General features: G+C 61.6%; 25 protein-coding genes. 21 read left to right on the top strand and 4 right to left on the bottom strand.

Going from position 1 to position 26,567, the window contains the following annotated elements; all coding sequences use genetic code 11:
• Positions 1-58: 58 nt before the first annotated feature.
• The 3 genes from ACT3S6_RS01780 to thiL are packed head-to-tail and all read left to right on the top strand — an operon-like array spanning position 59 to position 4,603.
• Complete coding sequence (locus ACT3S6_RS01780) at positions 59-1,855, top strand: dynamin family protein (RefSeq protein WP_444553455.1); 1,797 nt, start codon at positions 59-61, stop codon at positions 1,853-1,855.
• Positions 1,852-3,546 carry a GTPase family protein gene (locus tag ACT3S6_RS01775; protein ID WP_444553454.1) on the top strand — a complete coding sequence of 565 codons (1,695 nt, stop codon included), beginning with the start codon at positions 1,852-1,854 and terminating at the stop codon, positions 3,544-3,546. The genes ACT3S6_RS01780 and ACT3S6_RS01775 overlap by 4 nt, the downstream gene beginning before the upstream one ends.
• A complete protein-coding gene (gene thiL, locus ACT3S6_RS01770) occupies positions 3,539-4,603 on the top strand; it encodes a thiamine-phosphate kinase (RefSeq protein WP_444553453.1) in 1,065 nt (354 codons plus the stop codon). Before ACT3S6_RS01775 ends, thiL begins: the two co-directional genes overlap by 8 nt.
• Positions 4,604-4,621: 18 nt before the next feature.
• Here thiL and ACT3S6_RS01765 read toward each other — a convergent pair whose 3' ends face one another.
• On the bottom strand, positions 4,622-5,341 hold the full coding sequence (locus ACT3S6_RS01765; RefSeq protein ID WP_444553452.1) for an IclR family transcriptional regulator: 720 nt from the start codon (positions 5,339-5,341) through the stop codon (positions 4,622-4,624).
• A 107-nt stretch (positions 5,342-5,448) separates the two neighbouring features.
• Here ACT3S6_RS01765 and leuC point away from each other — a divergent pair, with 107 nt between their 5' ends.
• The 6 genes from leuC to ACT3S6_RS01735 all read left to right on the top strand — a co-directional run bounded on the left by leuC (position 5,449) and on the right by ACT3S6_RS01735 (position 11,946).
• Positions 5,449-6,927, top strand: coding sequence for a 3-isopropylmalate dehydratase large subunit (gene leuC, locus ACT3S6_RS01760; RefSeq protein ID WP_444553451.1), 1,479 nt, complete (start codon positions 5,449-5,451; stop codon positions 6,925-6,927).
• Between the two features lie 10 nt (positions 6,928-6,937).
• Entirely contained in the window at positions 6,938-7,540 is a 603-nt protein-coding gene (leuD, locus tag ACT3S6_RS01755; protein ID WP_444553450.1) for a 3-isopropylmalate dehydratase small subunit, read from the top strand.
• Positions 7,541-7,684: 144 nt separating this feature from the next.
• A complete protein-coding gene (gene murA, locus ACT3S6_RS01750) occupies positions 7,685-9,010 on the top strand; it encodes a UDP-N-acetylglucosamine 1-carboxyvinyltransferase (RefSeq protein WP_444553449.1) in 1,326 nt (441 codons plus the stop codon).
• Between the two features lie 7 nt (positions 9,011-9,017).
• Positions 9,018-9,797 carry a lysophospholipid acyltransferase family protein gene (locus tag ACT3S6_RS01745; RefSeq protein ID WP_444553448.1) on the top strand — a complete coding sequence of 260 codons (780 nt, stop codon included), beginning with the start codon at positions 9,018-9,020 and terminating at the stop codon, positions 9,795-9,797.
• Positions 9,794-10,825, top strand: a complete 1,032-nt coding sequence (locus tag ACT3S6_RS01740; protein WP_444553447.1) for an NAD(P)H-dependent glycerol-3-phosphate dehydrogenase — start codon at positions 9,794-9,796, stop codon at positions 10,823-10,825. Before ACT3S6_RS01745 ends, ACT3S6_RS01740 begins: the two co-directional genes overlap by 4 nt.
• The gene (locus tag ACT3S6_RS01735) at positions 10,822-11,946 is read left to right on the top strand and encodes a D-alanine--D-alanine ligase family protein (protein ID WP_444553446.1); all 1,125 of its coding nucleotides are present in this window, start codon (positions 10,822-10,824) and stop codon (positions 11,944-11,946) included. The genes ACT3S6_RS01740 and ACT3S6_RS01735 overlap by 4 nt, the downstream gene beginning before the upstream one ends.
• Positions 11,947-11,970: 24 nt before the next feature.
• On the opposite strand, the gene ACT3S6_RS01730 is transcribed toward ACT3S6_RS01735, so the two are convergent.
• Positions 11,971-12,465 carry a DUF3515 family protein gene (locus ACT3S6_RS01730; RefSeq protein WP_444553445.1) on the bottom strand — a complete coding sequence of 165 codons (495 nt, stop codon included), beginning with the start codon at positions 12,463-12,465 and terminating at the stop codon, positions 11,971-11,973.
• A gap of 66 nt (positions 12,466-12,531) precedes the next feature.
• On the opposite strand from ACT3S6_RS01730, the gene ACT3S6_RS01725 reads away from it, so the two are divergent.
• Genes ACT3S6_RS01725 through rsmD form a run of 4 tightly spaced genes read left to right on the top strand, consistent with a single transcriptional unit; the run spans position 12,532 to position 17,363 of the window.
• Positions 12,532-13,563, top strand: coding sequence for an LCP family protein (locus ACT3S6_RS01725; protein ID WP_444553444.1), 1,032 nt, complete (start codon positions 12,532-12,534; stop codon positions 13,561-13,563).
• A 22-nt stretch (positions 13,564-13,585) separates the two neighbouring features.
• A complete protein-coding gene (locus ACT3S6_RS01720) occupies positions 13,586-14,548 on the top strand; it encodes a DAK2 domain-containing protein (RefSeq protein WP_444553443.1) in 963 nt (320 codons plus the stop codon).
• Positions 14,541-16,775: an ATP-dependent DNA helicase RecG gene (locus tag ACT3S6_RS01715; protein WP_444553442.1), complete on the top strand. Its 2,235-nt coding sequence runs from the start codon at positions 14,541-14,543 to the stop codon at positions 16,773-16,775. Before ACT3S6_RS01720 ends, ACT3S6_RS01715 begins: the two co-directional genes overlap by 8 nt.
• A 6-nt stretch (positions 16,776-16,781) precedes the next feature.
• Entirely contained in the window at positions 16,782-17,363 is a 582-nt protein-coding gene (gene rsmD, locus ACT3S6_RS01710; RefSeq protein ID WP_444553441.1) for a 16S rRNA (guanine(966)-N(2))-methyltransferase RsmD, read from the top strand.
• Here the strand turns inward: rsmD and ACT3S6_RS01705 are convergent.
• Positions 17,328-18,119 carry a spermidine synthase gene (locus ACT3S6_RS01705; protein WP_444553440.1) on the bottom strand — a complete coding sequence of 264 codons (792 nt, stop codon included), beginning with the start codon at positions 18,117-18,119 and terminating at the stop codon, positions 17,328-17,330. The genes rsmD and ACT3S6_RS01705 overlap by 36 nt on opposite strands.
• Positions 18,116-19,324 carry an aminotransferase class I/II-fold pyridoxal phosphate-dependent enzyme gene (locus ACT3S6_RS01700; protein ID WP_444553605.1) on the bottom strand — a complete coding sequence of 403 codons (1,209 nt, stop codon included), beginning with the start codon at positions 19,322-19,324 and terminating at the stop codon, positions 18,116-18,118. Before ACT3S6_RS01700 ends, ACT3S6_RS01705 begins: the two co-directional genes overlap by 4 nt.
• 79 nt (positions 19,325-19,403) lie before the next feature.
• On the opposite strand from ACT3S6_RS01700, the gene coaD reads away from it, so the two are divergent.
• The 8 genes from coaD to ACT3S6_RS01660 all read left to right on the top strand — a co-directional run.
• A complete protein-coding gene (gene coaD, locus ACT3S6_RS01695; RefSeq protein ID WP_444553439.1) occupies positions 19,404-19,877 on the top strand; it encodes a pantetheine-phosphate adenylyltransferase in 474 nt (157 codons plus the stop codon).
• Between the two features lie 42 nt (positions 19,878-19,919).
• Entirely contained in the window at positions 19,920-20,822 is a 903-nt protein-coding gene (gene galU / locus ACT3S6_RS01690) for a UTP--glucose-1-phosphate uridylyltransferase GalU (protein ID WP_444553438.1), read from the top strand.
• A gap of 139 nt (positions 20,823-20,961) precedes the next feature.
• On the top strand, positions 20,962-22,014 hold the full coding sequence (locus tag ACT3S6_RS01685; RefSeq protein WP_444553437.1) for an LCP family protein: 1,053 nt from the start codon (positions 20,962-20,964) through the stop codon (positions 22,012-22,014).
• A 13-nt stretch (positions 22,015-22,027) separates the two neighbouring features.
• Positions 22,028-22,873, top strand: a complete 846-nt coding sequence (locus ACT3S6_RS01680; protein ID WP_444553436.1) for an ABC transporter permease — start codon at positions 22,028-22,030, stop codon at positions 22,871-22,873.
• Between the two features lie 310 nt (positions 22,874-23,183).
• A complete protein-coding gene (locus ACT3S6_RS01675) occupies positions 23,184-23,897 on the top strand; it encodes an ABC transporter ATP-binding protein (protein ID WP_444553435.1) in 714 nt (237 codons plus the stop codon).
• Positions 23,894-24,964: a glycosyltransferase family 2 protein gene (locus ACT3S6_RS01670; RefSeq protein WP_444553434.1), complete on the top strand. Its 1,071-nt coding sequence runs from the start codon at positions 23,894-23,896 to the stop codon at positions 24,962-24,964. Before ACT3S6_RS01675 ends, ACT3S6_RS01670 begins: the two co-directional genes overlap by 4 nt.
• Positions 24,961-25,785, top strand: coding sequence for a CDP-alcohol phosphatidyltransferase family protein (locus tag ACT3S6_RS01665; protein WP_444553433.1), 825 nt, complete (start codon positions 24,961-24,963; stop codon positions 25,783-25,785). The genes ACT3S6_RS01670 and ACT3S6_RS01665 overlap by 4 nt, the downstream gene beginning before the upstream one ends.
• A 9-nt stretch (positions 25,786-25,794) precedes the next feature.
• Positions 25,795-26,567, top strand: a 773-nt coding sequence (locus ACT3S6_RS01660) for a glycosyltransferase family 2 protein (protein ID WP_444553432.1), incomplete at its 3' end; no start/stop codon positions are given.

Raw genomic sequence — 26,567 nt, 5'->3', positions numbered from 1 at the left:
GCGCGGTTCCTTTGAGCTGGTTGCACTGTTCCGCCGCCTCGTTTGGCATGATGTAGTCGTGACTTCCCTAGACAGCGATGGCCAAGCAGGACCGCCGGCCCTCGGACTACTCCATGAGTGCCGGTCCGCCCTTGAAGCGGTGCGCTTGCCACTTGACCTTCCAGAGGCCAACCGGGTGCGCACCAGCGTGCTGGACGCGAGGGTCCAACTCGACGACTACGTCCTGCCCCGCTACCGCAGCCTCGACGCCCCGCTTCTGGCGGTGGTCGGTGGTTCAACGGGCGCCGGAAAGTCCACCCTGGTCAATGCGTTGGTCGGTCATCCGGTGACGCGGGCCGGCGCCATTCGTCCGACCACGCGACAGCCCATCCTCGTCCATCATCCGGATGAGCGAGACTGGTTCGATGGGAGCCGTATCCTGCCCGGTCTTCCACGCGTGAGCGGCAGCGCCGAACCAGGGGCGGAACTTCCCGGGGCGGCAATCACCAAGGCCGTTGGGACGGATGAAGGCCCAGCGACCATGGGGCGGCCATCGTTGCTGCTCCTCGGCCACGCAACCATCCCGCAAGGGATTGCGTTGCTGGACGCACCTGACATCGACTCGGTGTCTGACGCCAACCGTGAACTGGCAGGGCAGCTGCTTTCGGCAGCCGATCTCTGGATCTTCGTTACTACCGCCAACAGATACGCCGATGCCGTGCCCTGGCAACTTCTGACGGACGCAGCCTCCCGCGAGATCACCGTGGCCATTGTCCTGGACCGTGTCCCTCCGGGTGTGCACGACGAAGTCGCCGCCGATCTGCGGGCGATGCTCGACGGAAAGGGGCTGGCGGCCGCCGAACTCTTCGTTGTCCAGGAATCCACGCTGGATGGGCACGGCATGCTCGCCGACGCAGCCGTGGCACCCGTGAGGAAATGGTTGGCCGAAATTGCCCAGGACAGTGCCGGCCGGGCCGCCATCGCGCGCAAGACCCTCAGTGGGGTGATCGCCAGCCTCGCCCGCCACTTATTAGAAGTCGTCGAGGCCCAGGAGGCGCAACATGCTGCCGGAGACCAACTGACCGCCCATGTCACCGACGCCTACGCCGGTGCCGCGCAGCGCATTGCCGAGGCGACCAGCGAAGGAACGCTGTTGCGGGGCGAGGTCCTGGCCCGGTGGCAGGACTTCGTGGGGACCGGAGAATTCTTCCGCTCGTTGGAATCGAGCATCGGCAAGGTCCGCGACCGCATCGGGGCGTTTTTCGCCGGGAGGCCACAGCCAGTCAGCACCGTCGAAGAAGCCATCGAAACTGGTTTGCACGCCGTCATCGTCGACGAAGCGGCGAAGGCGGCAGAACAGTCGGAGAACTTCTGGCGGGCGGATCCTGCGGCCCGATCACTTCTCGGCGACGTGGATTACGGATCGACCTCCGAGGGATTCAGCGATCGCGTGGCCGCGGAAATCCGTGACTGGCAAAACGAGCTGTTGGCCCTGATCAGATCGGAAGGATCCGGAAAGCGCTTCACCGCGAGGATGGTGTCCTTCGGCGTCAACGGTGTCGCCGTCGCCCTGATGGTTGTGGTGTTTGCCACCACGGCTGGATTGACCGGACTCGAGGTCGGCATCGCCGGTGGTACCGCCGTGGTCGGGCAAAAGCTGCTCGAGTCTATTTTCGGTGAAGACGCCGTTCGTCGCTTGGCCAAAACGGCGCGTGAAGGGCTCGAGGAACGCGTGAGGCAACTACTCGACGAGGAAGGCACCCGATTCCTCGACTTGTTGGGGGACATCCCCACGATGGAGGAGATCGCCAGCTTGAAGGATGTGTCCGGGCGGCTGGAACAACTGGCACAGACCACTGCGAAAGAGTTCAAATGAGCCGCCGGGGCAAGGAAGCGGTGACCACACCGTTGATCGAACGACTCGAAGCGCTCCAACATGCCACCGAGCTAGGCACGGGCCGGGTGCCCCAGGCGCAAATCGAGAAAGCGGACGCCGTGCTGGAACAGGCTTCCACCCGCAGGTCCCTGTCCGCCGAGCACACCGTCGTTGGATTCTTCGGTGCCACCGGTAGCGGCAAGTCCTCGCTCTTCAACGCGGTGACCGGTAGGGATCTGGCCCGTGCCGCGGCCACGCGTCCGACGACCAGCGTGCCCTTGGCCGGAGTGTGGCAGGCAGAGGGCAGTGATGATCTCTTGGATTGGCTGCAGGTTCCGGAACGCCACCAACTCGATCAGCCGTTGGGTACGAGCCGGGCCGGGCTGTTGCGACGACGAAGCGGCCAGGCCAGCGGGCTGATCCTGGTGGACCTTCCGGATTTTGATTCCACGACGGCAGGGAATCGTGAAACCGCGGAGCGACTTGCCGGCCAGGTGGATGTCCTGGTGTGGGTTCTCGATCCACAAAAATATGCCGATGCCGCGGTTCATCACGAATTCATCCGTCCACTGGCCGCATATGCCGGGATCACGCTCGTGGTGTTGAACCAGATAGATCTCCTGGATTCCTCGGATCGCACGGCAGTCATCGAGTCGCTCCGCGGCATTCTGGAGACCGATGGTCTGCGCCGTCCACGGCTCCATGCCGTGTCGGCGAAATCCGGGGAGGGCATCGATGGGTTGCGTGAAGCAATTGCCGATGTCGCGGTCGCCCGATCGGCGTCGACGGATCGCCTACTTCAGGACGTGGCGGCTGCCGCGGACGGTCTGGTGGGACCAACACACCCAGCGGCGGCTCCTGAATCGGGAGCTGGAGAGGACCCGGCATGGGCCATCGGGAGGGGGTTGCCCGAACCCGGCACTGCTGAGCAACGAGCACTGGCTGATCACTTGGCGGATGCATCCGGCGTGGAAACCGTGGTTGCCGCGACCCGGACCTCCTACCGGCTCCAAGCTCGAGGACGGACCGGCTGGCCGGTGACCCGGTGGTTGTCGAAGCTTCGCCCCGATCCCTTGCGGCGGCTCAACCTGCGCAGCCGTGATGTCAACCCTGCAGTGAACAGGACGTCGTTACCGGCGCCCGGTGCTGCCCAACGGGCCCAGTCGGATTCCGCGGTGCGGGTCTTCGCCGACGGGGCAAGCAAGGGTGCTCCCGAAGCCTGGCGGGGATCGATCCGGCGTGCCGCCCGAGCGAGCTCAAAGAATCTGCCCGATGCCCTGGATCAGGCCATAGCCTCAACAGATATCTCGGCAGGGCGCGGGTCCTGGTGGTGGCCCGTCGTATCGGTCGTGCAGTGGGCCGCCTTGGCTGTGGCTCTGGCCGGGGCTGGATGGCTGGCCGTGCTGGCGATCATGGGATATCTCCAGTTCGACGCCCCTGCGGCACCCCGGGTTGAGGGATTTCCTGTGCCGACGTTGATGTTGGTCGGGGGAGTGCTGCTGGGGATCGTCCTCGGTCTGGTGACCGGTCTCCTGGCTCGGGCAGCGGCTTCCGGGAGGGCCCGAAGGGCGCGTAGGGAACTCAGGGCATCCATCACCCGCGTGGCGCAGGACCTGGTGGTGGAACCGGTGAATGCCGAAGTCAGTCGCTTCAACAACTTCGGTTCTGCCGTTCGGAGGGCCCGTGGCTGAGACTCCGGATCAGGAACGCACGGTGGCCGGGATCGGCGAAGCAGGGGTCCTGAAGCGGATCCTGCCGCGCCTGCGCGGTGCCGACATGCTGCTGGGCCCCGGGGACGACGCGGCCATCATCTCCGCACCGGGAGGACGCTTCGTGGTGACCATCGACACCCTCGTCCAGGATCAGGACTTCCGCCTGAACTGGCGCAACGGCTATCAGAGCACAGGATATGACGTCGGCTGGAAATCGGCGGCGCAGAACCTCTCGGACATCAACGCCATGGGCGCCGTGGCGACGGCCGCAGTGATTAGCCTGACGCTCCCCCCGGAGACACCGGTGTCCTGGGTCGAGGGGATTGCCGACGGCTTCTCGGACGCCGTGCGGGAACTCGGCGCCGACCACTGTGCGCTGGCCGGCGGGGACCTGAGCTCGGGCGGTGAGCTGTCGATCACGGCCGCCTTGACCGGTATGATTCCTGGTTCCGAGCTACTACGGAGCGGGGCCCGTCCAGGTGACATCGTCGCCGTCTGCGGGGTGATGGGTGCTGCCGCGGCCGGCTTGGACCTGTTGGAATCCGAGCATGACTACGCTGCGCTCGGTCCATCATGCTCGACCGTCGTTGAACGCCAGTGCCGGCCGCGGCCGCCCTTGGACGCAGGCCCCCGGGCAGCAGCCGCCGGAGCCACGGCGGCGATGGACCTCTCCGACGGGTTGGTCCGTGACGCGGGTCGGTTGGCAGAGGCCAGCGGGGTGTTGATTGAGTTGGAATCCATGGCGCTTCGGGCCCACCTCGTTTTGATGGGGCACAAAGGCCTCGATCTCGGGGCCGTTGCGGAACTGTTGGAGCGGGAGCCCTTGGGTTGGGTTCTCGGTGGGGGAGAGGACCACGGGTTGCTGGCAACCTTCCCTCGAGAGACCGCTCTGCCGCAGGGGTTCGTGCCCGTCGGCCAGGTGGGCCGCGAGAAGACCGGCGAGGGACCCCGGCAGCGGATATTCCTGGATGGCCAGCGGTATCCTTCAGGAGTCGTGAAGGGTTCCCCCGAAGGATTCGACCATTTCAGCGAATAAGGTGCAGGAAAGTCGCACCTAGACCGTTGGCTTCTTCAAGGCATCGCTGAGTTGGGCGGCCATTCGGCACACGATTTCCGAATGGGCTTTGCCCGGCTGACGACCGAGGCGTTCGATGGGACCCGAGATCGACACTGCCGCGATGACCCTGCCGGAGGGTCCGCGGACGGGTGCCGAAACCGAAGCCACCCCTTGTTCCCGTTCCCCCAGGGATTGGGCCCACCCGCGCCGTCGTACGCCGGCAAGGATGGTGGGGGAGAAGCGGGCGTGGCTGAGTCCGTGCAGAAGCCGTTCGTGGTCTTCCCACGCCAACAGGACCTGGGCGGCGGAACCGGCCTTCATCGAAAGCTGGGTTCCCACCGGAATGGTGTCACGCAAACCCACGGGGCGTTCTGCCGAGGCAACGCAGACCCGGTTCTCGCCCTGGCGCCGAAACACCTGCGAGCTTTCTCCGGTGGCGTCGCGCAACTGGACCAGGAGGGGGCCGGCGGCGGCGATGAGGCGGTCCTCACCGGCTGCCGAGGCCAGTTCCACCAGCCGGCTCCCGAGCATGAAGCGCCCGTGGATGTCCTTTCCCGCCAGCCGATGGTGCACCAGGGCCTGGGCCAACCGATGGACCGTGGGGCGTGAGAGTCCCGTGGCTGCGACCAATTGAGCCAGACTGATGGGTCCGGCCTCGAGCGAATCGAGAACCAAAGCTGCCTTGTCGATGACGCCGACCCCGCTTGATGTGTCCATCTATTGATACTAGCGTCTCAACATATGAGATGCACGTCATTCTGCTAGCGTGCGGAGTGTCGCTGGTGGTGTCCTAGATAGCGAGGGAAGAATCCAGGAGGAACCCAATGTCTGAACAGGAACGATCCACGGCACCCACCACGCCCAAGACGCTGGCCGAAAAGGTCTGGGACGCACACGTGGTCCGAGAAGGTGGTGGTGAGGGCTCGGCACGACGCCCGGACCTCATCTACATCGACCTGCACCTGATTCACGAAGTGACTTCCCCGCAGGCCTTCGAAGGACTGCGACTGGCCGGCCGACCGCTGCGTCGGCCGGACTTGACCATCGCCACCGAGGACCACAACACTCCGACATTGGAGATCCACAAGCCCATCGCGGACCCGACGTCCCGTACCCAGATCGAGACGCTGCGGGCCAATTGCGCCGAGTACGGTGTGAGGCTGCACTCGTTGGGCGATCAGGAGCAAGGAATCGTCCACGTTGTGGGGCCGCAGCTGGGCCTGACTCAGCCCGGGGTCACCGTGGTGTGCGGTGATTCCCATACCTCCACCCACGGGGCGTTCGGCGCGCTGGCCTTCGGCATCGGCACCTCCGAAGTCGAGCACGTCATGGCGACCCAGACCCTGTCATTGAAGCCGTTCAAGACGATGGCCATCAATGTCGAGGGGACGCTGCGTACGGGTGTGACCTCCAAGGACATCATCCTGGCGGTCATCGCCAAGATCGGCACCGGCGGCGGACAGGGATATGTGCTGGAATACCGTGGATCGGCCATCCGTGCGCTGTCCATGGAAGCCCGCATGACGATCTGCAACATGTCGATCGAGGCCGGCGCCCGCGCAGGTATGGTCGCCCCCGACCAGACCACCTTCGACTACCTCGAAGGCCGCCCGCACGCCCCGGAGGGCGAAGACTGGGATGCTGCCGTGGACTATTGGAAGACGTTGCGTACCGACGAAGACGCCCGGTTCGATGCCGAGGTCAACGTCAACGCCGATGAACTCGAGCCTTTCGTCACCTGGGGGACCAACCCCGGCCAAGGAGTTTCACTCTCCGAATCGGTCCCCGCCCCCGAGGACTTCCAGGACGAGAACGCACGTGCCGCCTGCGAAAGGGCCTTGACCTACATGGATCTGTCAGCGGGCACCCCGATGAAGGACATCCGAGTCGATACCGTTTTCTTGGGCTCCTGTACCAACTCCCGCATGGAGGATCTGCGCTCTGCCGCCAACATCATTAACGGTAGGCAGAAGGATCCGGAGATCCGCATGATCGTGGTTCCCGGTTCCGCGCGCGTGCGCCTCGAAGCCGAAGCCGAAGGATTGGACCGGATCTTCAAGGACTTCGGCGCCGAATGGCGCTTTGCCGGCTGTTCGATGTGCCTGGGCATGAACCCGGACCAGCTGGCCGAAGGAGAGCGCTGTGCCTCCACCTCCAACCGCAACTTCGAAGGCCGACAAGGTAAGGGCGGTCGCACCCACCTGGTCTCCCCGCTGGTGGCAGCAGCCACCGCCATTCGGGGAACCCTGAGTTCGCCCTCGGACCTGGAACCAGCCGACGGTGCAACCGTCTCAGCAGCCTAAGGAAGCAGACATGGAAAAGATCACCACACATACGGGTATCGGCGTTCCGCTGCGGCAGTCGGATATCGACACCGATCAGATCATCCCCGCCGTCTACCTCAAGCGGATCACCCGCACGGGCTTCGACGACGCGTTGTTTGCCCGCTGGCGCAAGGATCCCGAGTTCGTGTTGAACCAGGAATCCTTCTCCCAGGGTTCCGTCCTCGTGGCCGGACCGGACTTCGGGACCGGCTCCTCCCGTGAGCACGCCGTCTGGGCGCTGAAGGACTATGGTTTCCGTGCAGTCCTCTCGTCGCGTTTCGGCGACATCTTCCGGGGCAACTCCGGTAAACAGGGGCTGGTCGCTGCGCAGGTCGACCAGGGTGATATCGAGCTCATCTGGAAGGAACTCGATAATCATCCAGGGACCACGGTCACCGTGGACCTGGAATCGCGGACCGTCAGCTGCGGATCGCTCGTCGCACCCTTCGAGATTGACGACTACACGCGTTGGCGGCTCATGGAAGGCCTGGATGACATCGGCCTGACCCTGCAACAGGAGCCGGATATCACCGCCTACGAGCAGACCAGACCGAGCTGGAAGCCGAAGACGCTTCCCGCAAAATATTCCTGAGCGTAGGTGTTCCACACTTCCGCCGACAGCGAATCGCGCACGCCGAACCGCCGCGCGTTCAAAGGTCGTCGGGGTTGGTGGCTGTATGCTTGCCGAGAACCTTCGGAGAACTCGAAGAACCATACAAGTGTGAGGTTTTGATACATGGGCAAGGTCCTGACTATCCACGGCGGCGTCCCGCTACAGGGGAGAGTAAAGGTCAGGGGGGCCAAGAATCTAGTTCCGAAGGCGATGGTGGCTTCTCTTTTGGGAAACACCCCCTCGGTACTGCGCAACGTTCCGGAAATCAAGGATGTCGACGTCGTCACGAGTCTGTTGCAGATCCACGGCGTCACGGTCGAAAAGGATCCTGAATCCGGTGATCTCACCCTCGACCCCCAGGGCGCCAAGACGGCCCCGTCCAATGAGATCGATGCCCATGCCGGGGACTCTCGTATTCCGATCCTGTTCTGTGGCCCGTTGATCCACAGCATCGGTGAGGCCTTCATCCCCGATCTCGGGGGATGCAGGATCGGGGACCGCCCTATCGATTTCCATTTGGACGTCCTCCGCAACTTCGGTGCGGTGGTCGATAAGCGTGCCAATGGCATTTCGATCAGTGCGCCGCACGGTCTCAAGGGCGCCAAGGTGGATTTGCCCTATCCGAGTGTCGGTGCCACCGAGCAGGTCCTGCTGACGGCCGTCCGTGCCGAAGGCATCACCGAACTCACCGGTGCTGCGGTGGAGCCTGAAATCATGGACCTGATTGCGCTCCTGCAGAAAATGGGTGCCATCATCACGGTCCAGACCGACCGGGTCATCCGGATCGAGGGGGTCGCCGCGCTCCATGGTTACAACCATCGTGCCATTCCCGACCGCAATGAAGGGGCCTCGTGGGCCTCTGCGGCGTTGGCCACGCGGGGAGACATCTATGTCGAGGGAGCGGACCAGCAGGACCTGACGTCCTTCTTGAACACTTACCGCAAGATCGGTGGGGACTTCGAGGTGCACGATGATGGGATCCGCTTCTTCCACCCCGGAGGGGAACTGAAGCCTCTGGTTCTCGAAACCGATGTCCACCCCGGATTCATGACCGACTGGCAGCAGCCCCTGGTGGTTGCCCTGACCCAGGCCCATGGGGTCTCGATCGTCCACGAGACTGTCTATGAAAACCGTTTCGGGTTCACCGAGGCCTTGGTGCGCATGGGAGCAACCATCCAGTTGCACCGCGAATGCCTCGGCGCGGTTCCCTGCCGTTTCGGACAACGAAACTTCAAACACTCGGCAGTGATCACCGGCCCCTCGCAGCTCATGGGCCGCGATATCGACATTCCGGACCTACGCGGAGGTTTCTCGCACCTGATTGCGGCCCTGGCTGCCGAGGGGACCAGCCACGTGACCGGTATCGAGCTGATCAGCCGTGGCTACGAGCGTTTCCTGGACAAGATCCAGGGCCTCGGAGCGCGCGTCGAAATCAGCGAAATCGTCTAGGGCCCGCATGAAGGAAGAACGGGGACAGCGACTGGTCTTCGGGGTGCTGGCCGGTATTGCCAGACCCCTGATGAACGTGCTGATGGCCAAAACCTGGATCGGGTTCGATGACCTGCCGGCAGGCGGATTCATCGCCTGCCCCAACCATGTCACGGAGCTCGACCCGGTGGTGGTGGGCCATGCCTTCTACAACCAAGGGCGCCTTCCGCGGTACCTCACGAAGGATTCGCTGTTCAAGGTTCCACTCCTGGGGGCAGCCTTGCGGGCTTCCCGACAGGTTCCGGTTTCCCGAGCCACTTTGGGTGCCAGCGGATCCCTCGCTATCGCGCAGGAGGTGTTGGAGGCCGGGGACGTGATCATCATCTATCCCGAAGGATCCCTGACCCGCGATCCCGAGGAATGGCCCATGCGCGGACGCACCGGGGCCGCCCGGCTCGCCTTGCAGACCGGCGCTCCGGTGGTCCCGATCGCCCATTGGGGGGCCCAGAAGGTGCTGCCCCGGTACGGAAAATCCTTGAAGATCCTTCCGCGGAAGCGGGTCTATGTGAGGGCCGGCGAGCCGGTGGATCTCGATGATCTGCGGGACCAGCCGATGACTCGCGCAGTTCTCGACCAGGCAACCACACGAATCATTGCCGCCGTGTCGGTCGAGGTCGGGGAACTCCGTGGCGAGCAGCCACCGGAAACTCCCTGGGACCCGGCCGCGCACGGACAGGCTGCGACAGGACGTATGAAGTCAGAAGACAAGAACGGCACCGAAGACGACCGACCGGGAGGGGACCGATGAGGCCAACACCGCAGAAGATTGCCGTTCTCGGAGCGGGGAGCTGGGGAGCGACCTTCGCCAAGGTCCTGGCGGATTCTTGTGCCGACAACGGAACCACGGTCCAACTTTGGGCGCGTCGTGCCGAGGTTGCCGAGGAAATCACCTCGAAGCACACGAACTCGACCTATCTGAAGGAGACTGTCCTTCCGGCCAACATCATCGCCTCCTCGGATGCCGCAGCCGTCTTGGCCGACGCGGAAATGGTCGTGCTGGCGGTGCCGGCCCAACAACTCCGCGAACAACTCCGGAACGTAGCAGGCCTCATTCCGGCAGGCGCCGTCATCGTGTCCTTGATGAAGGGACTCGAGCGCGGCACAGATTCACGGATGACGGAAGTGATTGCCGAGGAGCTCGACCGAACCCAGGACGAAATTGCCGTGGTCTCCGGCCCGAACCTGGCCATGGAAATTGCGCGTGAGGAGCCCACCGCCTCGGTGGTTGCCTGCCCGGACGGGGATACCGCGGCATGGATCGCCAACGCGTGCTCTCCCGACTACTTCCGGCCCTACACGAACACCGACCTCATCGGAGTCGAAATCGGTGGCATCGTCAAGAACGTCATCGCCTTGGCCGTCGGCATCTGCGACGGCCGCGGGATGGGAGACAACACCAAGGCCTCCGTCATCACCCGTGGATTGGCCGAAACGACCCGGTTGGCCCTGGCCATCGGTGGAAAACTGGAAACCATGTCCGGACTTGCCGGTCTGGGAGACCTGGTTGCCACCTGTTCCTCGCCGCTTTCACGCAACCGCACGGCCGGTAGGTATCTGGGCAACGGGCTCACCCTCGAAGAAGTCAACGACACGATGACGCAGACGGCAGAGGGCATCAAGTCCGCCCGAGCCGTGTTGGACCTAGGGCGGAACGTGCAGGTGGAAATGCCGATCACCGAGGCCGTCGTCATGGTCCTCGAAGGCAAGCTCACCGTTTCCGCCATGGCCGAACGCCTGCTGGGCCGCGAACTGAAATCCGAGGGAGAGGGCTCATGAGCGAGACCAAGAAGACCAGAACACGGATCGCACTGCTCTTCGGCGGCCGGTCGCCGGAACACTCCGTGAGCTGTGTCACTGCCGCCGGGATCCTCCGGGTCCTGGACCCGGAGAAATACGAAGTCATCCCCATCGGTATCACCCGTCAAGGACAGTGGACCATCGAGGAAGCCGACCCGGAGTCCTGGTCGCTGAGATCGGGCGCAGCACCTGAGGTCGAGCCCAGCAACGAGTCCCTGCAGTTCTCCCACACCAACGAGGCGAGCGAACTCGTTGGACACAGCAAATCCGGGGCCATGCGGAGCCTTGGGGGAGTAGACGCAGTCTTCCCGGTCCTGCATGGATCCTTCGGTGAGGACGGGACGGTCCAAGGTCTGCTGGAAATGGCGGATATCTCCTATGTAGGTTCCGGCGTTGCCGCCAGTGCGATCGGTATGGACAAGCACTTCGCCAAGCTTGTTTTCGAAGCCGCCGGGCTGGAAATCGGTCCCTACGAAGTGATCACCGACAAGGAATGGCAGCGTGATCGCCAGTCCTGTCTGGACCGGCTGTCGCGCTTGGAATATCCGATCTTCGTGAAACCTGCCCGGGCCGGATCCTCCGTGGGCGTGAGCCGGGTGGCTGATCAAGCGGGCCTGGTTGAAGCCATCGATGCCGCACGCGAGCACGATCCCAAGGTGATCATCGAACAAGGCATCGAAGGCCGCGAAATCGAATGTGGCGTTCTGGAAGGGCGCGGCTCCGATGCGCCGCGAACCTCTTTGCCCGGCGAAATCGTTGTTACGGCGGGCGCCGATACGTTCTATGATTTCAATGCCAAGTATGTCGACGGGGGTGCAGCGGAGCTCACCTGCCCGGCTGCCCTGCCCGAAGACCAGATCTCGATCATCAGGGAACAGGCAGCCACGGCCTTCGACGCGATCGGCGGTGAAGGCCTGGCGCGGGTTGACTTCTTCTACACCGATGATGGCCGGTGGATCATCAACGAGATCAACACCATGCCCGGTTTCACTCCGGTGAGCATGTATCCGCGTATTTGGCAGGAAACAGGAATCGGCTACGCAGACCTCGTGGATGAACTCATCTGGTTGGCCTTGAACCGGAAAACCGGGCTGCGTTAGCAGCCCATGAGTCCCGGCAGGGACCTAAGGCAGGTCCTCGGACGTGTCCTGGGTACTGCATCCGCCTTGGGCGGGAATACGTTCGGCGGCGGAGCCGAGCTGGGACAACACGGTGCTCGACGGGACTTCATCTGGGTTGAAGAGAACCTCGGTGGCGGGGGTACGACCGTAGGTGGTCAACGTCCAGGCAACCTCGCCCTCCTTGGCCACCCAGTCCACGCCGTTTACCCCGGCACACTGGTCGGTCGTCGGGCCCGGAACATTGACCCCGCACCGAAGGATGATCTTCGCAGGGTCCCCCCATACGGCGGTCGCCTGGCTGGTCGTGGCGCGGAGCTCATAGCCGGCCAACTCCTCGGGCATCGCAACCATCATGTCCGCGCAAAGCGGGTTGGCTGCGTCATCGGCTGACTGAACGGTAGCGGGACTGGAACATCCGGCGAGTGACAGGCCTGCCAGAAGCAGAACGGCCGCCGGAATGACCCGGCGCTGAACAGAAAAATCAACAGGAAAACGCACCCCTCCACTCTAACCTGCGTGGCCGCGGCTAGGATGGGACGGCAACCACGGCGATGAAAGGCTGACATGTCCCGAGAGAACATGGATTTTGGTTTCGGGGACCCCGAACCGAAAAAGAAACACCCGGTACGGGCCACCATCATCACCCTTTTGTCCCTGGTCGTGATTGCCGCTCTCGTCGCGGGTGGCTATGTCTTCATGCTGGCCAAGAACTTCGATTCGAATAGTTCCAAGATCGAGTCGGCCTTCCCCGCCGAATCCGTCCGTCCCGATGCGTCGGAGAAGGGCGCCGTCAACATCCTGCTTCTGGGCAGCGACTCCGGTGGTGGCTCCGGTGACTCCGAGAACCTCAAGGGCGTTCCCAATGCCGGCAGGTCGGATACGATCATGCTGATCCACGTGCCGGCTGACCGCAAGAATGTGTTTGTCACGTCGATCATGAGGGACACGTGGGTGCCCATTCCAGGTAAGGGCAGTCATAAGATCAACGCGGCCTTCTCCTATGGTGGGGTCCCACTGGCAGTACAGACGCTGGAGACACTCCTGGACACACGTATCGACCATGTTGCCTCCATTGACATGGAGGGTTTCAAGGGACTCACCGAAGCGATCGGCGGCGTTGATGTCGATGTCCCCTCCAACTTCACCTCCGGGTACGGGCACTACGATTTCACCAAGGGCCAGACGCATCTCGAGGGAGACAAAGCCCTGGCCTTCGTCCGGGAACGAAAATCCTTCAAGGACGGCGACTACCAGCGGGTCAAGAACCAGCAGACCTTCATCAAGGCAGTGGTAGCGAAGGTGCTCACTCCCAAAACGTTGGCCAACCCGGCCAAGATGTCCGATGTGGTCGACGAGATCTCGCCCTACATCGCCGTCGATGACGAGTTCGGTGCCGTGGAGGTGGGCATGCTGGGTGCTTCCCTGGCACGTGTGCGGAGCAACGACATGCACTTCTTCACCCTGCCGAACCAGGGGACCGGATGGTCCGACGACGGCCAATCCATCGTCGTGCCCGACGACGCGGCCATCAAGGAGCTCTCTGCTGCACTGAAGGATGACAACGTCGACGAGTTCGTGCAGTCGCACGGACTCTAAGCAACCCGTAAGGGGAACGAACATGACCGCCAAGATCGCTTCAGGGGTGCCCGCGGCAGCCACCTGGCTCGAATCGATGGTCGGTGCCCTGGCCAACCACAGCGACCGTCTGGACGCCATCAACATCTTTCCCGTGGCTGACGGGGATACCGGGTCCAACCTCTACCTGACCGCGCGTACGGCCCAGGACGCCGTGTCTGTGCTCGAGTCGGAAGATCTGGGTGAATACCTGGCAACGGCAGGGCGCGCAGGAATGGAATCCGCCCGTGGAAATTCGGGCACATTGCTGTCGGTGTTCCTCATCGGATTTTCAGAACCTCTGCTGGGACAGCCGCGGTTGACCGGGCCGCTGCTTGCGGCGGCGCTGGAGCGCGGAAGGGTCCGTGCCTGGTCGGCGCTCAGCGATCCGGTTCCTGGGACCATGCTCTCCGTTGCGGAGTCCGCGGCCCGGGCCGCGAGCAGTGCGGTGGCAGAGTCGAATGCCGACCCGTCCAGCCGGGCGAACTTGCGAGAGGTCCTGGCTGCCGTGCAGGATGTCACCCTCCGTTCCGTGGTCAGCACGGAGGACCAACTCGGGGCACTCACCCAAGCCAAGGTGGTCGATGCCGGCGCCGTGGGCATGATGCTGGTGCTCGACACGCTCTGTGCGGCGGTGACCGGTGAAGAACCCGATGAATCCCGCTATACGCCGCTCCACGGCTATGGGATCCAGGATCCCCACATTCATGCCACGTCCTCCAACGAGGAAGGAGTCGAGGTCATGTGTACGATCACGTTGGGTGCGTTGGAAGCAGCAACGCTGCGGGCACGCCTTGACTCACTCGGCAACTCGGTGATCATGAGCGCCGTCAACGGGCCCGACGAAGCATACAGGTGGCGGGTCCATGTGCACGTCGATCACGCCGAGGACGCGCTGGAGGCCATACGGGAAGCCGGTGAGCCAGTGAACGTCTCCATCACGGATTTGTGCACCCACAGTGGCTGACTCGACATCCTTCGGCCCGGAAACACCGTTGCGATCAGCCATCGGCAGCCGCGCAGCCGACGCAGTAGCCAAGGCCTTCCAGCTTGAAACTTGTGGTGAACTGCTCCATCATTTCCCCCGAAGATATCTCGATGTCGGCGAGCTGACACGTATCGACCAACTTCCGTTCGGTGAAACCGTCACCGTGGTGGCCCGGGTCGTCTCATCGGAACAACGCAGGATGCAGCGACGCAAGGGCATGCTGCTCCAAGTGGCCGTCGAGGACGAACTAGGAGAAACGCATGGACGTCTCAACATGACCTTCTTCAACGGATATAAGGCAGCCAGGGAACTGACCACCGGCACGGTGGCCATGTTCAGCGGGAAAGTCGGTGCCTACCGGCAAACACTCCAACTGGCCCAACCCGAATATGCCCTCCTGGAAACCGCCGATGACGCCGAACCCCGTCCGATCCCGATTTATCCGGCAACCGCCGCCGTGAGCAGCCAGGCGCTGCGCGGAATGATGGAGCTGGTGTTGGCTGGCGTGTCACCCGAGACCTACCCTGATCCGTTGCTTGCATCCCTCCGCGAGAAGCACCGCCTCCCTGAACTTGCCCGGGCGCTCTATGCGGTCCACGCACCGGATACCGTGGCCCATGGCGAAGCAGCAAAGAAACGCTTCAGATACGACGAGGCCTTGGTGCTCCAGCTGGCCTTGGCTGAGCGGCGGGCTCATCGATTCCGCCAACCGGCGACCGCACGTGTCGGGGGAGTGGACGGCATGCTCAATAAGTTTGAAGCATCCTTGCCCTTCACACTGACCGAGGGGCAAGTCCGAGCGGGGTTGGAAATCTCCGCGGATCTGGCACGCCAACATCCGATGAACCGCCTGCTCCAAGGAGAAGTCGGGTCTGGTAAAACCGTGGTCGCATTGCGTGCCATGCTTCAGGTGATCGACGCCGGAGCGCAGACGGCACTGATGGTGCCCACCGAGGTCCTCGCCCAGCAACACTATGCTTCGATCTCCCGAATGCTGGGCCCACTCGGACGGGCCGGACAGCTTGACGGAGATCCGAAGGGGACGCGTGTGGATCTACTGACCGGATCCATGCCGGTCGCCCAGCGTAGGGAGGTACTGCTCAGGGTCGCTTCCGGCGAAACCGGGATCCTGATCGGAACCCATGCCTTGCTTTCGGAAAATGTCATTTTTGCCGAACTGGGATTCGTCGTGGTCGACGAACAGCACCGCTTCGGTGTGGAACAGCGAGACACTCTGCGAGCCAAGGGCAGTGTGCAGCCCCATATGCTGGTCATGACGGCGACACCCATTCCGCGGACCGTCGCGATCACGGTCTTCGGGGACCTGGAGATCAGCACTCTATCTGAACTGCCGGCCGGCCGGGCCCCGACCAGCACCTATCTCGTGGATCTGCACGACGAACGCTACCGCGATCGGATGTTCGCCTTGATGCGCGAAGAAGTGGATCGGGGGCACCAAGTTTATTTGGTCTGTCCGCGCATTTCCGAGCAGACGGCCGAAGAGGGCATGGGGCCGGAGTCGAGTACATCCGAGGGGACAGGGCCAGAGGCAGGATCCGGTGGAGCCGACCGATTGGGTCCACCCGCACCGCCGAAGGCGACGGTCGAAGAAATGTACCAGCGGTTGGGAGGCATGCCACTTTTCGAGGGAATTGGCATCGACATGCTCCACGGCCGGATGACGACCGAGGAGAAGACAGGAGCCATGTCGGGATTCGAGTCGGGGGAAACCGGAATCCTTGTCTCGACGACGGTCATCGAAGTAGGCGTCGATGTCCCGAACGCCACCGCGATGATCATCCTCGACGCCGACTCCTTCGGAGTGTCCCAGTTGCACCAGCTCCGCGGGCGCGTTGGCCGTGGTGGACTGCCGGGGACTTGTCTGCTGGCATCTTGGCTTCCTTCGGGGCATCCTTCCTTGCAACGGCTCGCTGCCGTGGCCAACACCACGGATGGTTTTGAACTGGCCGAAGTCGACCTTGCGGAACGCCGCGAAGGCGACGTGCTGGGTGCCCGTCAGTCGGGAACACAGAACACCCTGAAGATCCTCAGAGTCGTCCGAGAACGGAAGATCATCACTGCGGCCCGGACCGATGCCGAACAGATCGTAGAAAGCCTCGGAGGACTCGCTGGGCATCCGGGACTTCGCCAATTGGTGCACAGCTGGGTGGATGATGACATGCAAGCATTCCTGGAACGGGGTTAGTAGTACATGGGACGTGTTATTGCCGGGGCAGCCGGGGGACTGGGACTGACTTCCGTCCCGGGGGATGCCACCCGGCCGACAACCGACCGGGTGAAGGAAGCTCTCTTCTCGCGGTTGGAGAGTCAGGACGAACTTGAAGGTGCCCGCGTCCTGGATCTCTATGCCGGGTCCGGGGCGCTCGGGGTCGAGGCGGCCAGCCGTGGGGCACGGACGGTAGTGCTCGTTGAACAGGCCCCCAAGGCCTTGGCAGCTTGCCAAGCCAATGCCGCATTGGTCAACAAGCACCTTCGCAGGGAAGCGGTCGCGGCCAGACGAGGATCCGTCAAGACTTTCCTGGCGGCCGAAATCGAGTCGGGGCGTGGCTGGGACCTGGTATTCCTGGACCCGCCTTACCCGCTCACGGATACCGAACTCTCGGCCACGTTATTGGAACTGGTACCGGTCTTGAACGAAGGGGCACTGGTGGTGTTGGAGCGTTCCACGCGATCCCCTGAACCATCGTGGCCGGAGGGGCTGGCCAGCCTCTCGGCGAAGAAATACGGGGAGACGACCCTATGGTTTGCGGAGACCGTCCAGATCGACCCCTGAGAGGACGCTGCCGGGGTGGGGGCCCATGCTTCGCAAGGCATCCAGCCGAGAGCCGTCCCATGCCGTATCCGTTCCCATGAGTATGAAGTTCCCTGGGGCACGTCGGCTGAACAGCTCTTGGGGAGCGGCGACGGTGACTTGCCGGTACGTCTCTTCCATGGCGTTGATTTGCTGGCGGATGAAGGCAAAGGGCGGATCATCCCCGACGTTGACCAACGATATCCCCTCAGGGGCCAGCAGATCCCGGATCTCGCGATGGAATTCATCCGCCCGCAGATGTTCCGGAGCATCAGCACCGGCAAAGACATCCAAAATGACTGCGTCGAAAGCCTCTCCGGCCAGTTTGTCCGCAACAACTTCACGGGCATCGCCGATCATGAGCTCACAATTCGTGTCGGCCGGCAGCGGAAGGGACTCGGTGACGAAGCCCATCAGTTCCCGCTCGGAATCCACGGCGAACTGGCTGCTGCCTGGGCGTGTCGTGGAGAGATAACGGACGAGGGTGAGTGCTCCTGCCCCCAGATGCAGGACCTTCAAGGCGGTGCCCGGAGACCCGAGCAGATCCAGATGGTTGGCGGTCCGCCGGAGGTACTCGTAGAAGATCTCGTGGGGAGCTGCCGGGTTGACATGGGACTGCTCGGCCCCTCCGATGGAGAGAACCCAAGCCCCGGGAATCCACGTGTCGGGAATCAACTCGGCGTGCTGCCCCACACCGGACAACCAACGTCGATGCGTCTTATGCTGCGGGGTGTTCACCGGATGATCGCTCCGCGCAATCCGCTGAGGCGTTTCGTCGCCTCGGCGAGGACATCGGGTTGCTTGCAGAAAGCGAAGCGGATCAGTGTACGGGTGGCAGCGGCACCCTCCTCGTGGCAGAAGACCGAGAGTGGAATCCCGGCAACCCCGACGATTTCGGGCAGCCGCCGCGCCAGATCCGCGGCGTCATCGATTCCCAGGGGCGCTACGTCGGCGACGACAAAATACGTGCCCGACGGTCGGTACACCGTCATGCCCGCGGCTTCCAAACCGTCGGCCAGCAACTGGCCACGTCCTGCCAAGTCCGTAGCGAAGTTGGCGAAGTACTCGTCAGGAAGCCTGAGCGCCTCGGCCACGGCAGGCTGATAGGCCGGCCCCGAACTATAGGAAAGGAACTGCTTCACCGTGCGTACGGCAGCAACCAGGTCGGCCGGGCCGCTGGCCCAACCGACTTTCCACCCGGTGAAGGAAAAAGTCTTGCCGGCAGAAGAAATACTGATCGTCCGGTCCCAAGCGCCGGCGATGGAGGCCACTGGGATGTGCTGACAGCCGAAGGTCATATGTTCGTAGACCTCGTCGGACACGATGAGCACGTCATGACGTTCCGCGAGTTGAACTATGTGTTCGAGGACCTCGCGTTCAAAGACGGTCCCCGTAGGATTATGCGGATTGTTGAGCAGGATCATCCGCGTCTTATCGGTGATGGCATGTTCAAGCTCGTCCGGGTCGGGCTGGAAGTCAGGAGTCCGCAATTGAACCGTCCGGTGGACACCTCCGGCCAGAGCGATGGTCGCCCCATAGGAGTCATAGAACGGCTCGAAGGTGAGTACTTCGTCCCCGGGATTGACCAGGGCCAGGACCGACGCGGCAATCGCCTCAGTAGCGCCCGTGGTCACGACCACTCCTGTCTCCGGGTCAGGCGAGAGCCCGTAGAAGTGGTGCTGGTGGTCGGCGATGGCCGTGCGGAGCTCGGGAATGCCCGGTCCCGGCGCGTATTGATTATGACCCGAATGGATATTTCGGGCGGCTGCTTCGGCCATGAAGGCGGGCCCGTCTGCATCGGGAAAGCCTTGACCGAGATTAACTGCTTCGTGTTGTCGCGCCAAAACAGTAATTTCCTCGAAGATGGTCGCTGCGAGGTGGCCGTCGGAGCCGAGGAGATTGGCGCCATGGGCGGCACGTTGCCAGGGAAAGCTGTGGGACATGGAACCCAGTATGGCAAGGACGCGGCCAACATGACGACTATTGCAAGCCAAGGGCGCCTGCCATTGATAGATTGCAGGTATGCGTCTTGCCGTCTGCCCCGGATCCTTTGATCCCATCCATAAGGGCCATGTGGAAATCATTGCCCGTGCCAGCAGCCTCTTCGACGAGGTCGTGGTGGCCGTGTCGACGAACTATTCCAAGAAGTACCGCTTTGACCAGGAGGAGCGGATCGCGATGGCCCGGGAAACCGTTTCCGGGCTGGCAGGGATCAGTGTGGTGGCCATGGGCGATGGCCTCTTGGCAGGATTCTGTCGCGAAGTCGGAGCCGACGCGATCGTCAAGGGACTGCGTTCAGTTGTTGACTATCAATATGAAATCCCGATGGCGGCCATGAACCGACATCTGACCGGGGTCGAAACGGTTTTCCTGTCTGCGGATAACAGGTATGCGCATCTTTCGTCGAGCCTGATCAAGGAAGTACAGGCGTTGGGCGGTGACGTGGATGAATATCTTCCACGCTCGGTCGTCAGCCGCTTTCGCAATGGTCGTTAGTGCTTGCAGGCCGAAACGGTATCGGTCTTGTAAAGTCGAATCATGAGTGAAACTAAGCGCATCACCAAGGCAGTGATTCCGGCGGCGGGATTGGGGACCCGTTTTTTGCCGGCGACCAAGGCGATGCCCAAGGAAATGCTCCCCGTGGTCGATAAGCCAGCCATCCAATACGTCGTGGCAGAAGCCGCCGACGCAGGACTGGACGACGTCCTGATGATCACCGGACGCAGCAAGCGTGCCCTTGAAGATCATTTTGACCGCGTCCCCAATCTCGAGCAGGTCTTGACGGAAAAAGGTGACACCGAGAAACTTGCGTTGATCCAAGAGGCGACTGATCTCGGTGAGATCCACTACATTCGCCAAGGAGACCCCCAAGGGCTGGGGCATGCTGTCCTTTGCGCCAAGCTGCATGTGGGAAATGACCCCTTCGCAGTGCTTTTGGGCGATGACCTTATCGACGAACGCGATGAGCTGCTCAGCGAAATGATCAAGGTGCAGCAGGAAACGGGCGGATCGGTGATCGCGCTCATGGAAGTCGACCCCGCTCAGATCGGTGCCTATGGTTGTGCCGATGTCAGCGCCGTGGACGGAGCAGACTATGTCAAGGTGAATCGACTGGTGGAGAAACCAAAACCCGCCGAGGCGCCTTCAAATCTGGCAGTCATCGGGAGATACGTCCTGCATCCTGCCGTCTTCGACGTCCTGGAGAGGACGGAACCAGGACGTGGCAATGAAATTCAGCTGACCGATGCACTGCAGGAGCTGGCGGAGTCGGATGAACCGGGCGGTGGTGTTCATGCCGTCGTTTTCCGCGGTCGCCGATATGACACGGGCGACAAGCTGTCCTATATTCAAGCGGTCATCACTCTCGCGGCAGAGCGGCAGGATATCGGGGAACGACTTGTTCCGTGGCTCAAGGAGTTCGTTGCGGAGCTGGAAGCCTAGATTCAGCTGAATCTAGCCAAAGTAAATCTAGCTATCGAATGACGTTAGACTTGCTTGCTACGACCAACTATTTGATTCGGGCATCGTCGCGGCCAAATTCGGGCCATCTCACGGCCGGCGTCCCCCCACGGGAGAAGACTTGAACAGAACGCAGCCTGAATCCGGGTATGCCCCCCGCCGTATGGCGCCGCGGAAAAAGCATCCAGTCCGCGCCGTCATTCTGTCACTATTGGCGGTGCTGGTCGTTGTCGCTATGGTCGCTGGGGGGTATCTCTTCACTCTCGCCAACACGTTCGACGACAAAACTCCCGAACTCGGTTCCGCGTTTCCCCAGGAGTCGCTGCGGCCAGTGAAGGACCCTGGTGATAGATCCATGAACATCCTGCTCATGGGAGCGGATCATGGGGGAGCGAACCAGGTCACCGACGATGTCATCGACACCGGCGGCACTGGGCAACGCTCGGACACCATGATGCTCGTTCATGTTCCGGCGGACCGCGACGGCATCTACGTCATGTCTGTCATGCGCGATACCTGGCTGGAGATTCCGGGCCATGGAAAGCACAAGATCAACTCTGCAATGGCTTTTGGTGGCGTTCCCCTGGTGGTCCAAACCTTAGAAGGAATGTTTGACTCCAAGATTGATCACGTTGCTGTCGTGGATTTTCAAGGATTCCGGGACCTCACCACGGCGCTGGGCGGCGTAACGGTCAAAAATGAGATTCCCTTCACGGCAAATGACACCGACTATTTCTATCCGGTGGGAAACCTCGAGTTGGAGGGGGATCGGGCACTTCGTTTTGTTCGGGAACGGAAGTCATTTTCCGATGGTGACTACCAGCGGGTCAAGAACCAGCAAACATTCTTGAAGGCCGTCATGGATAAGCTCCTCAGAGCCGAAACACTCACGAACCCCAGCAAGGTCTATAGGGTCATTGACAAGGTCTCGCCCTACGTCTCACTCGACGATTCACTGGACGCCGGCACCGTCGCCGGCTTGGCTGTCCAGTTCAAGGGATTGCGGTCCGGGGATGTCCATCTGTTCACGCTCCCCACGGCTGGCACATCCACCAGCGCGGACGGACAGTCCATAGTGTTGGAAGACGAGCAGGCCGTTGCCGACGTCGGTGAGGCCTTGACTCAGGATACGATGGGCTCCTATTTCGACGAGTTGGAAGCCAAGACCAAATGAGGAGTTTGCAGGCATGACGGTCATTGGTTCAGTGGGACCCGAAGGGCTTCACCGTGTGGGAGCCAGACCCCGCCTCCTTACCTACCTGAAGCAAGCCTGGGAGCGGCGTGACTTCGCCTTCGAACTGGCGCGTAGCCGGATCGAGGCCAGCAACGGGCGTAACCGCCTGGGTATGTTGTGGGTCGTTCTGAAGCCGACTTTGAACGCACTGATGTATGGCGCTATTTTTGGGCTATTACAGGGTGACAGCAGGCCGCCAGGCTTTCCGATGTATGTCGTCATCGGTGTCTTCCTCTTCGAGTTCTTCAGCCAGTCCATGAACCAGGGCGCAAAGTCGATTACCGGAAACACTGCGCTGGTGCAGTCGCTCTCATTCCCTCGTATTACGCTTCCCTTGGCTACCGTTCTTCAGCAGCTACTCACTCTGGCGCCCATGCTGGGAGTGATGTATATCTACTGCCTCATTCTGGGTGCTAAACCGTCATGGAGCTGGCTTCTGGTTTTGCCGCTCGTAGGTATATATACCTTGTTCAATACCGGGGTCGCCCTCGTTGCTGCACGACTGACCGTGCATGTGCGGGACCTGACTCAGCTTTTGCCGTTGATCAATAGGCTGTTGTTCTATACGTCCGGTGTTTTATTTTCGGTGGATCGCATTCTGAGCATGCTCCCGGTTATGGTGACGCTGTTCGACTTCCACCCGATCTACCAAACGCTCCAGATCGCCCGCGGATGCATCATGGGCACCGAATACCCCATTGAGTATTGGGCATACCTGTCCATTTGGTCGGTACTGCTGTTGATTTTCGGGATCATTTTCTTTTGGGTAGCAGAGGAGCGTTATGGCCGAGTCAATTGATTTTGACGATCTGATTCGTCCGAGGCGACGTTCTGCGGACCGTGTCGAAACCGACGGCGCCGGTACGAACGCGGATACTGCCTCTGAAGGATTCCGGGGGAGACGCCGGAACTCCATGGGAAACCACCACCAGGTCGAACCACCCAGCGGTCCTCCTAGCGAGATCCCACCTGAAGACACGGCGTCTCGTGTCTCGGCATCGTCAGAGGCAGAGTCCACCCCCGCGACGCTGGAGACGGAATCCGCGACAGTTTCTCCAGTACCCGAATCCGCTGATTCACACCCGGACGGACGACATCCAGTGGTGGTCGTGGAGGACCTGCATGTTCGGTACAAGGTCTATTCCAGTGGGAAGTCCGCTGGTTCGGCTGGTGGTCGACGTCTGATGACGAAAACCCGCGGGCTGCGGGAGGTGCACGCAGTGAAAGGGATCTCCTTCACGGCCTATGAGAACGAGTCAATCGGGATCATCGGCTCAAACGGTTCAGGAAAGTCCACCCTGATGCGCAGCATCGTGGGCCTGACCCCTCCAGCATCGGGCGCCGTCTACGCGACTTCTCGTCCCAATATGTTGGGCGTGGGGGCCGCGCTCATTCCTGATCTTTCAGGGGATAAGAACATCACCCTCGGGGGGCTCGCCCTGGGCTATAACCGCCGAGAAATCGAAGCGATGAGGAGCGATATCATTGAATTCGCTGAACTCGAGGACTTCATCGACTTGCCCATGCGGACGTACTCCTCCGGGATGTCGGCTCGTCTGAAGTTCGCGATCGCGGCTTCTAAGCAGCACGAAATTCTCATCGTTGACGAAGCTCTGGCGGTTGGCGACGCCCGTTTCCGGAAGCGGAGTGAAGCTCGTATCCGGCAGATCCGCGAACAGGCCGGAACAGTCTTCCTGGTATCGCATTCCATGAAGTCCATCCTCGATACCTGCAACAGGGTGCTATGGATCAACCAGGGTGTTCTGGAAATGGACGGGGACGCCGAGGAAGTCGTCAAGGCGTACAGGGAATCGAAAAAATGAATTTCCCCGACCGAAGGACAGCCGTTTCGTACGTCATGCCTGTCCTGAACGAGGCTGAGTACGTCAAAGACGCTGTCCAAGGGATTCTCGCCCAGGATTTCGATGGGCCCAAGGAAATCATCCTTGCTCTGGGCCCAAGCGACGATGGGACTGAGACCGTGGTGGAGCAGATGGCACTAGAAGACCCGAGGATTCGGTGGGTTCACAACCCCATTGGACGCACTCCAGCAGGCCTGAACCTGGCCATCAAGGCGTCTACGGCTCCCATCATCATCCGGGTGGATGCGCACAGCGTTCTGGATCCCCAGTACACACGTCGCGGCGTGGATACCTTGTTGCGCAGTGGGGCGGCCGATGTCGGCGGTCGTATGGACGCGCAAGGCCGCAACTCTCTGCAACGCGCCGTCGCGGCAGCCTATAATTCTCCTCTGGGACTGGGGGGAGCTGCTTACCACTCGGGTGCTCCCGAAGGCCCGGCTGAATCGGCGTACCTTGGAGTTTTTCGCCGCTCGATCTTCGACGAAGTCGGCTTCTACGATGAGTCCTTATGGCGTGGGCAAGATTGGGAACTGTGTCTCCGCATCCGACAGGCCGGTGAAAAAGTGTGGTTTGATCCACTGCTGAAGACGACGTATTTTCCTCGGGATGATTACCGTCGGTTGGCCGCACAAAGCTACGCTTCCGGGGTTTGGCGAGGGGAATTGGCTCGTAGGTATCCGGAAGGAAAGTCAATTAGGCATTTCGCGCCGCCAATCATGGCCGTATCGGTTGCGGCGGGGGTCGTGTCGTGGCTCGTGCGTTCAGATCATGTCAGTGGCCTAGGACGCTTCGTTCAACGAGCCGTGCGCAGTGCCCCTGCGGTCTATGGAGCGATGATCATAGCGGCTTCAGTCCAGACGAAGTGCTGTAACGGGTTGGAGCGGCTCCAACTGCTGCGTGTCTTACCGACCATCCACTTTCCGTGGGCGTTCGGCTTTGTGCGTGGAAGAATTCTTGGGGCCGGCCAGACCACGGATCAGAGCCGACCGGTAAAGAACTTGGAAGAAAACTCCGAGGGTACAGAATGACCCCGTCGGAAACACGACCGGCCAGACCGTCGTTTGATGAGCTTCGTGCCGTATGTCAGCCTCCGGAGGTCAGATCCAGACGTAACGCCGAGCATTGGACTGCGGAACTATATCTTCGACATATCTCCATCTATCTCACCGCATTACTGGTTCGAACCCCGATCAGTGCCAATGGAGTCACGGGACTGATGATTCTGGCTGGCTGGGGTATGTCCGCAGCCTTGCTGATTCCGGGTATCTGGGGCCCCGTACTCGCTGTCGTGCTGTCCCAACTGCAGCTCTATTTTGACTGTTGCGATGGAGAAGTCGCTCGATGGCGGCAAACCCAGGGACCCAAGGGTATCTTCATTGACATGGTTGGCCACCATACTACCGAGGCGCTACTACCCATCGCCCTTGCGGTTCGGATTTCTCGTGGAAACGAAGCGGGGCTCCCCGCCGGGCTCGATGACCAGGTGCTGTTCATCGGCGCACTCGTGGCCTTGCTTCTGGTGCTCAACCGTTCCTTGAGCCTGATGGTCCATGCTGCTCGGGGAATGGCTGGACTCGGCAAGCTTCCCGATACCGGGGATGCGCGGGCAATCCCCCCGACGTCCTTGTTGGGTAAATTGCGGAAACTCGCTGGTTTCCTGCCTTTTCACCGGCTTTTGCACGCTGTGGAATTGAGCCTTTTGTTTCTGGTAGCGACCATCGTATCCACGATTTTCGGGAGTTCCGGACTGGCCGAAAGCTGGTTGTTGTGGCTGCTTGTGCCGGTCACACTTTTCGTTAATTGCGGGCATTTTGCGGCCAGCCTCGCATCATCCAGGCTCAAGGCCTAGGAGGCAGTCATGGGCACAACGAACGTAGATCCCAGTGTCGGAGTCGTGATCCTGACCATGGGGGACCGGCCGCAGGATCTTCGGCGCGCATTCGGTTCGCTTCAATTACAAGAAGGCGTCCGCTTGGATGTTGCCGTTGTCGGCAATGGTTGGGACCCGGCAACACAGCCGGGAGGACTACCGGAAGGTTTTGTCCCGGTCTACTTGGAAGAGAATTTAGGCATCCCAGCTGGCCGCAATGCCGGCGTGCCGCACGTTCGTGGCGAATTCATCCTTTTCCTCGACGATGATTCGTGGCTTCCAGACATCGATTTTCTGCAAAAAGCCGTTGCCCGTTTCCGAAAGTACCCGGATATGGGGATGTTGATGCCGCGCATCGCCGATCCGGAAAACGAGGAATCGCCCCGTCGTTGGATTCCTCGCTTGAATAAAAGGACGGCGGGGGAGTCAAGCAATATCTTCCATGTTGGGGAGACCTGCCTTCTCCTACCCAGGGCGATTTTTGAGGCGACCCGTGGTTGGGCTGGTGGGTTTTGGTACGCCCATGAAGGAATTGAGCTGGCGTGGCGTGTGTGGGACACAGGGCATCGTGTCTGGTACGCAGGGGACCTGCAAGTCTTCCACCCGGTGGTAGATCCACGACGGCACGGCGAATTCTATCGGCTGAACGCCCGAAACCGTGTTTGGCTGGCACGTAGGAATCTGAGGTGGCCTTTCAGCTGGGCCTACGTGGGGTCGTGGACGCTGATCAACATCGTCCGCCTGCGGAAAGATCGCAATGG

The organism is Arthrobacter sp. AOP36-C1-22 (assembly GCF_052377515.1).
In the GTDB taxonomy this organism is placed as follows: domain Bacteria; phylum Actinomycetota; class Actinomycetes; order Actinomycetales; family Micrococcaceae; genus Arthrobacter_H.
The sequence above is the reverse complement of the archived record's forward strand: the minus strand, read 5'-3'. Positions and strand labels throughout refer to the sequence as shown.

Excerpts from the sequence above, each read along its gene's own strand:
- ACT3S6_RS01735 (WP_444553446.1), top strand. The coding sequence starts at position 10,822 with ATGAGCGAGACCAAGAAGACCAGAACACGGATCGCACTGCTCTTCGGC.
- ACT3S6_RS01665 (WP_444553433.1), top strand. The coding sequence starts at position 24,961 with ATGACCCCGTCGGAAACACGACCGGCCAGACCGTCGTTTGATGAGCTT.
- leuD (WP_444553450.1), top strand. The coding sequence starts at position 6,938 with ATGGAAAAGATCACCACACATACGGGTATCGGCGTTCCGCTGCGGCAG.
- coaD (WP_444553439.1), top strand. The coding sequence starts at position 19,404 with ATGCGTCTTGCCGTCTGCCCCGGATCCTTTGATCCCATCCATAAGGGC.
- galU (WP_444553438.1), top strand. The coding sequence starts at position 19,920 with ATGAGTGAAACTAAGCGCATCACCAAGGCAGTGATTCCGGCGGCGGGA.
- ACT3S6_RS01725 (WP_444553444.1), top strand. The coding sequence starts at position 12,532 with ATGTCCCGAGAGAACATGGATTTTGGTTTCGGGGACCCCGAACCGAAA.
- rsmD (WP_444553441.1), top strand. The coding sequence starts at position 16,782 with ATGGGACGTGTTATTGCCGGGGCAGCCGGGGGACTGGGACTGACTTCC.
- ACT3S6_RS01700 (WP_444553605.1), bottom strand. The coding sequence starts at position 19,324 with ATGTCCCACAGCTTTCCCTGGCAACGTGCCGCCCATGGCGCCAATCTC.
- murA (WP_444553449.1), top strand. The coding sequence starts at position 7,685 with ATGGGCAAGGTCCTGACTATCCACGGCGGCGTCCCGCTACAGGGGAGA.
- ACT3S6_RS01765 (WP_444553452.1), bottom strand. The coding sequence starts at position 5,341 with ATGGACACATCAAGCGGGGTCGGCGTCATCGACAAGGCAGCTTTGGTT.
- ACT3S6_RS01745 (WP_444553448.1), top strand. The coding sequence starts at position 9,018 with ATGAAGGAAGAACGGGGACAGCGACTGGTCTTCGGGGTGCTGGCCGGT.
- ACT3S6_RS01670 (WP_444553434.1), top strand. The coding sequence starts at position 23,894 with ATGAATTTCCCCGACCGAAGGACAGCCGTTTCGTACGTCATGCCTGTC.
- ACT3S6_RS01720 (WP_444553443.1), top strand. The coding sequence starts at position 13,586 with ATGACCGCCAAGATCGCTTCAGGGGTGCCCGCGGCAGCCACCTGGCTC.
- leuC (WP_444553451.1), top strand. The coding sequence starts at position 5,449 with ATGTCTGAACAGGAACGATCCACGGCACCCACCACGCCCAAGACGCTG.
- ACT3S6_RS01680 (WP_444553436.1), top strand. The coding sequence starts at position 22,028 with ATGACGGTCATTGGTTCAGTGGGACCCGAAGGGCTTCACCGTGTGGGA.
- ACT3S6_RS01775 (WP_444553454.1), top strand. The coding sequence starts at position 1,852 with ATGAGCCGCCGGGGCAAGGAAGCGGTGACCACACCGTTGATCGAACGA.
- ACT3S6_RS01740 (WP_444553447.1), top strand. The coding sequence starts at position 9,794 with ATGAGGCCAACACCGCAGAAGATTGCCGTTCTCGGAGCGGGGAGCTGG.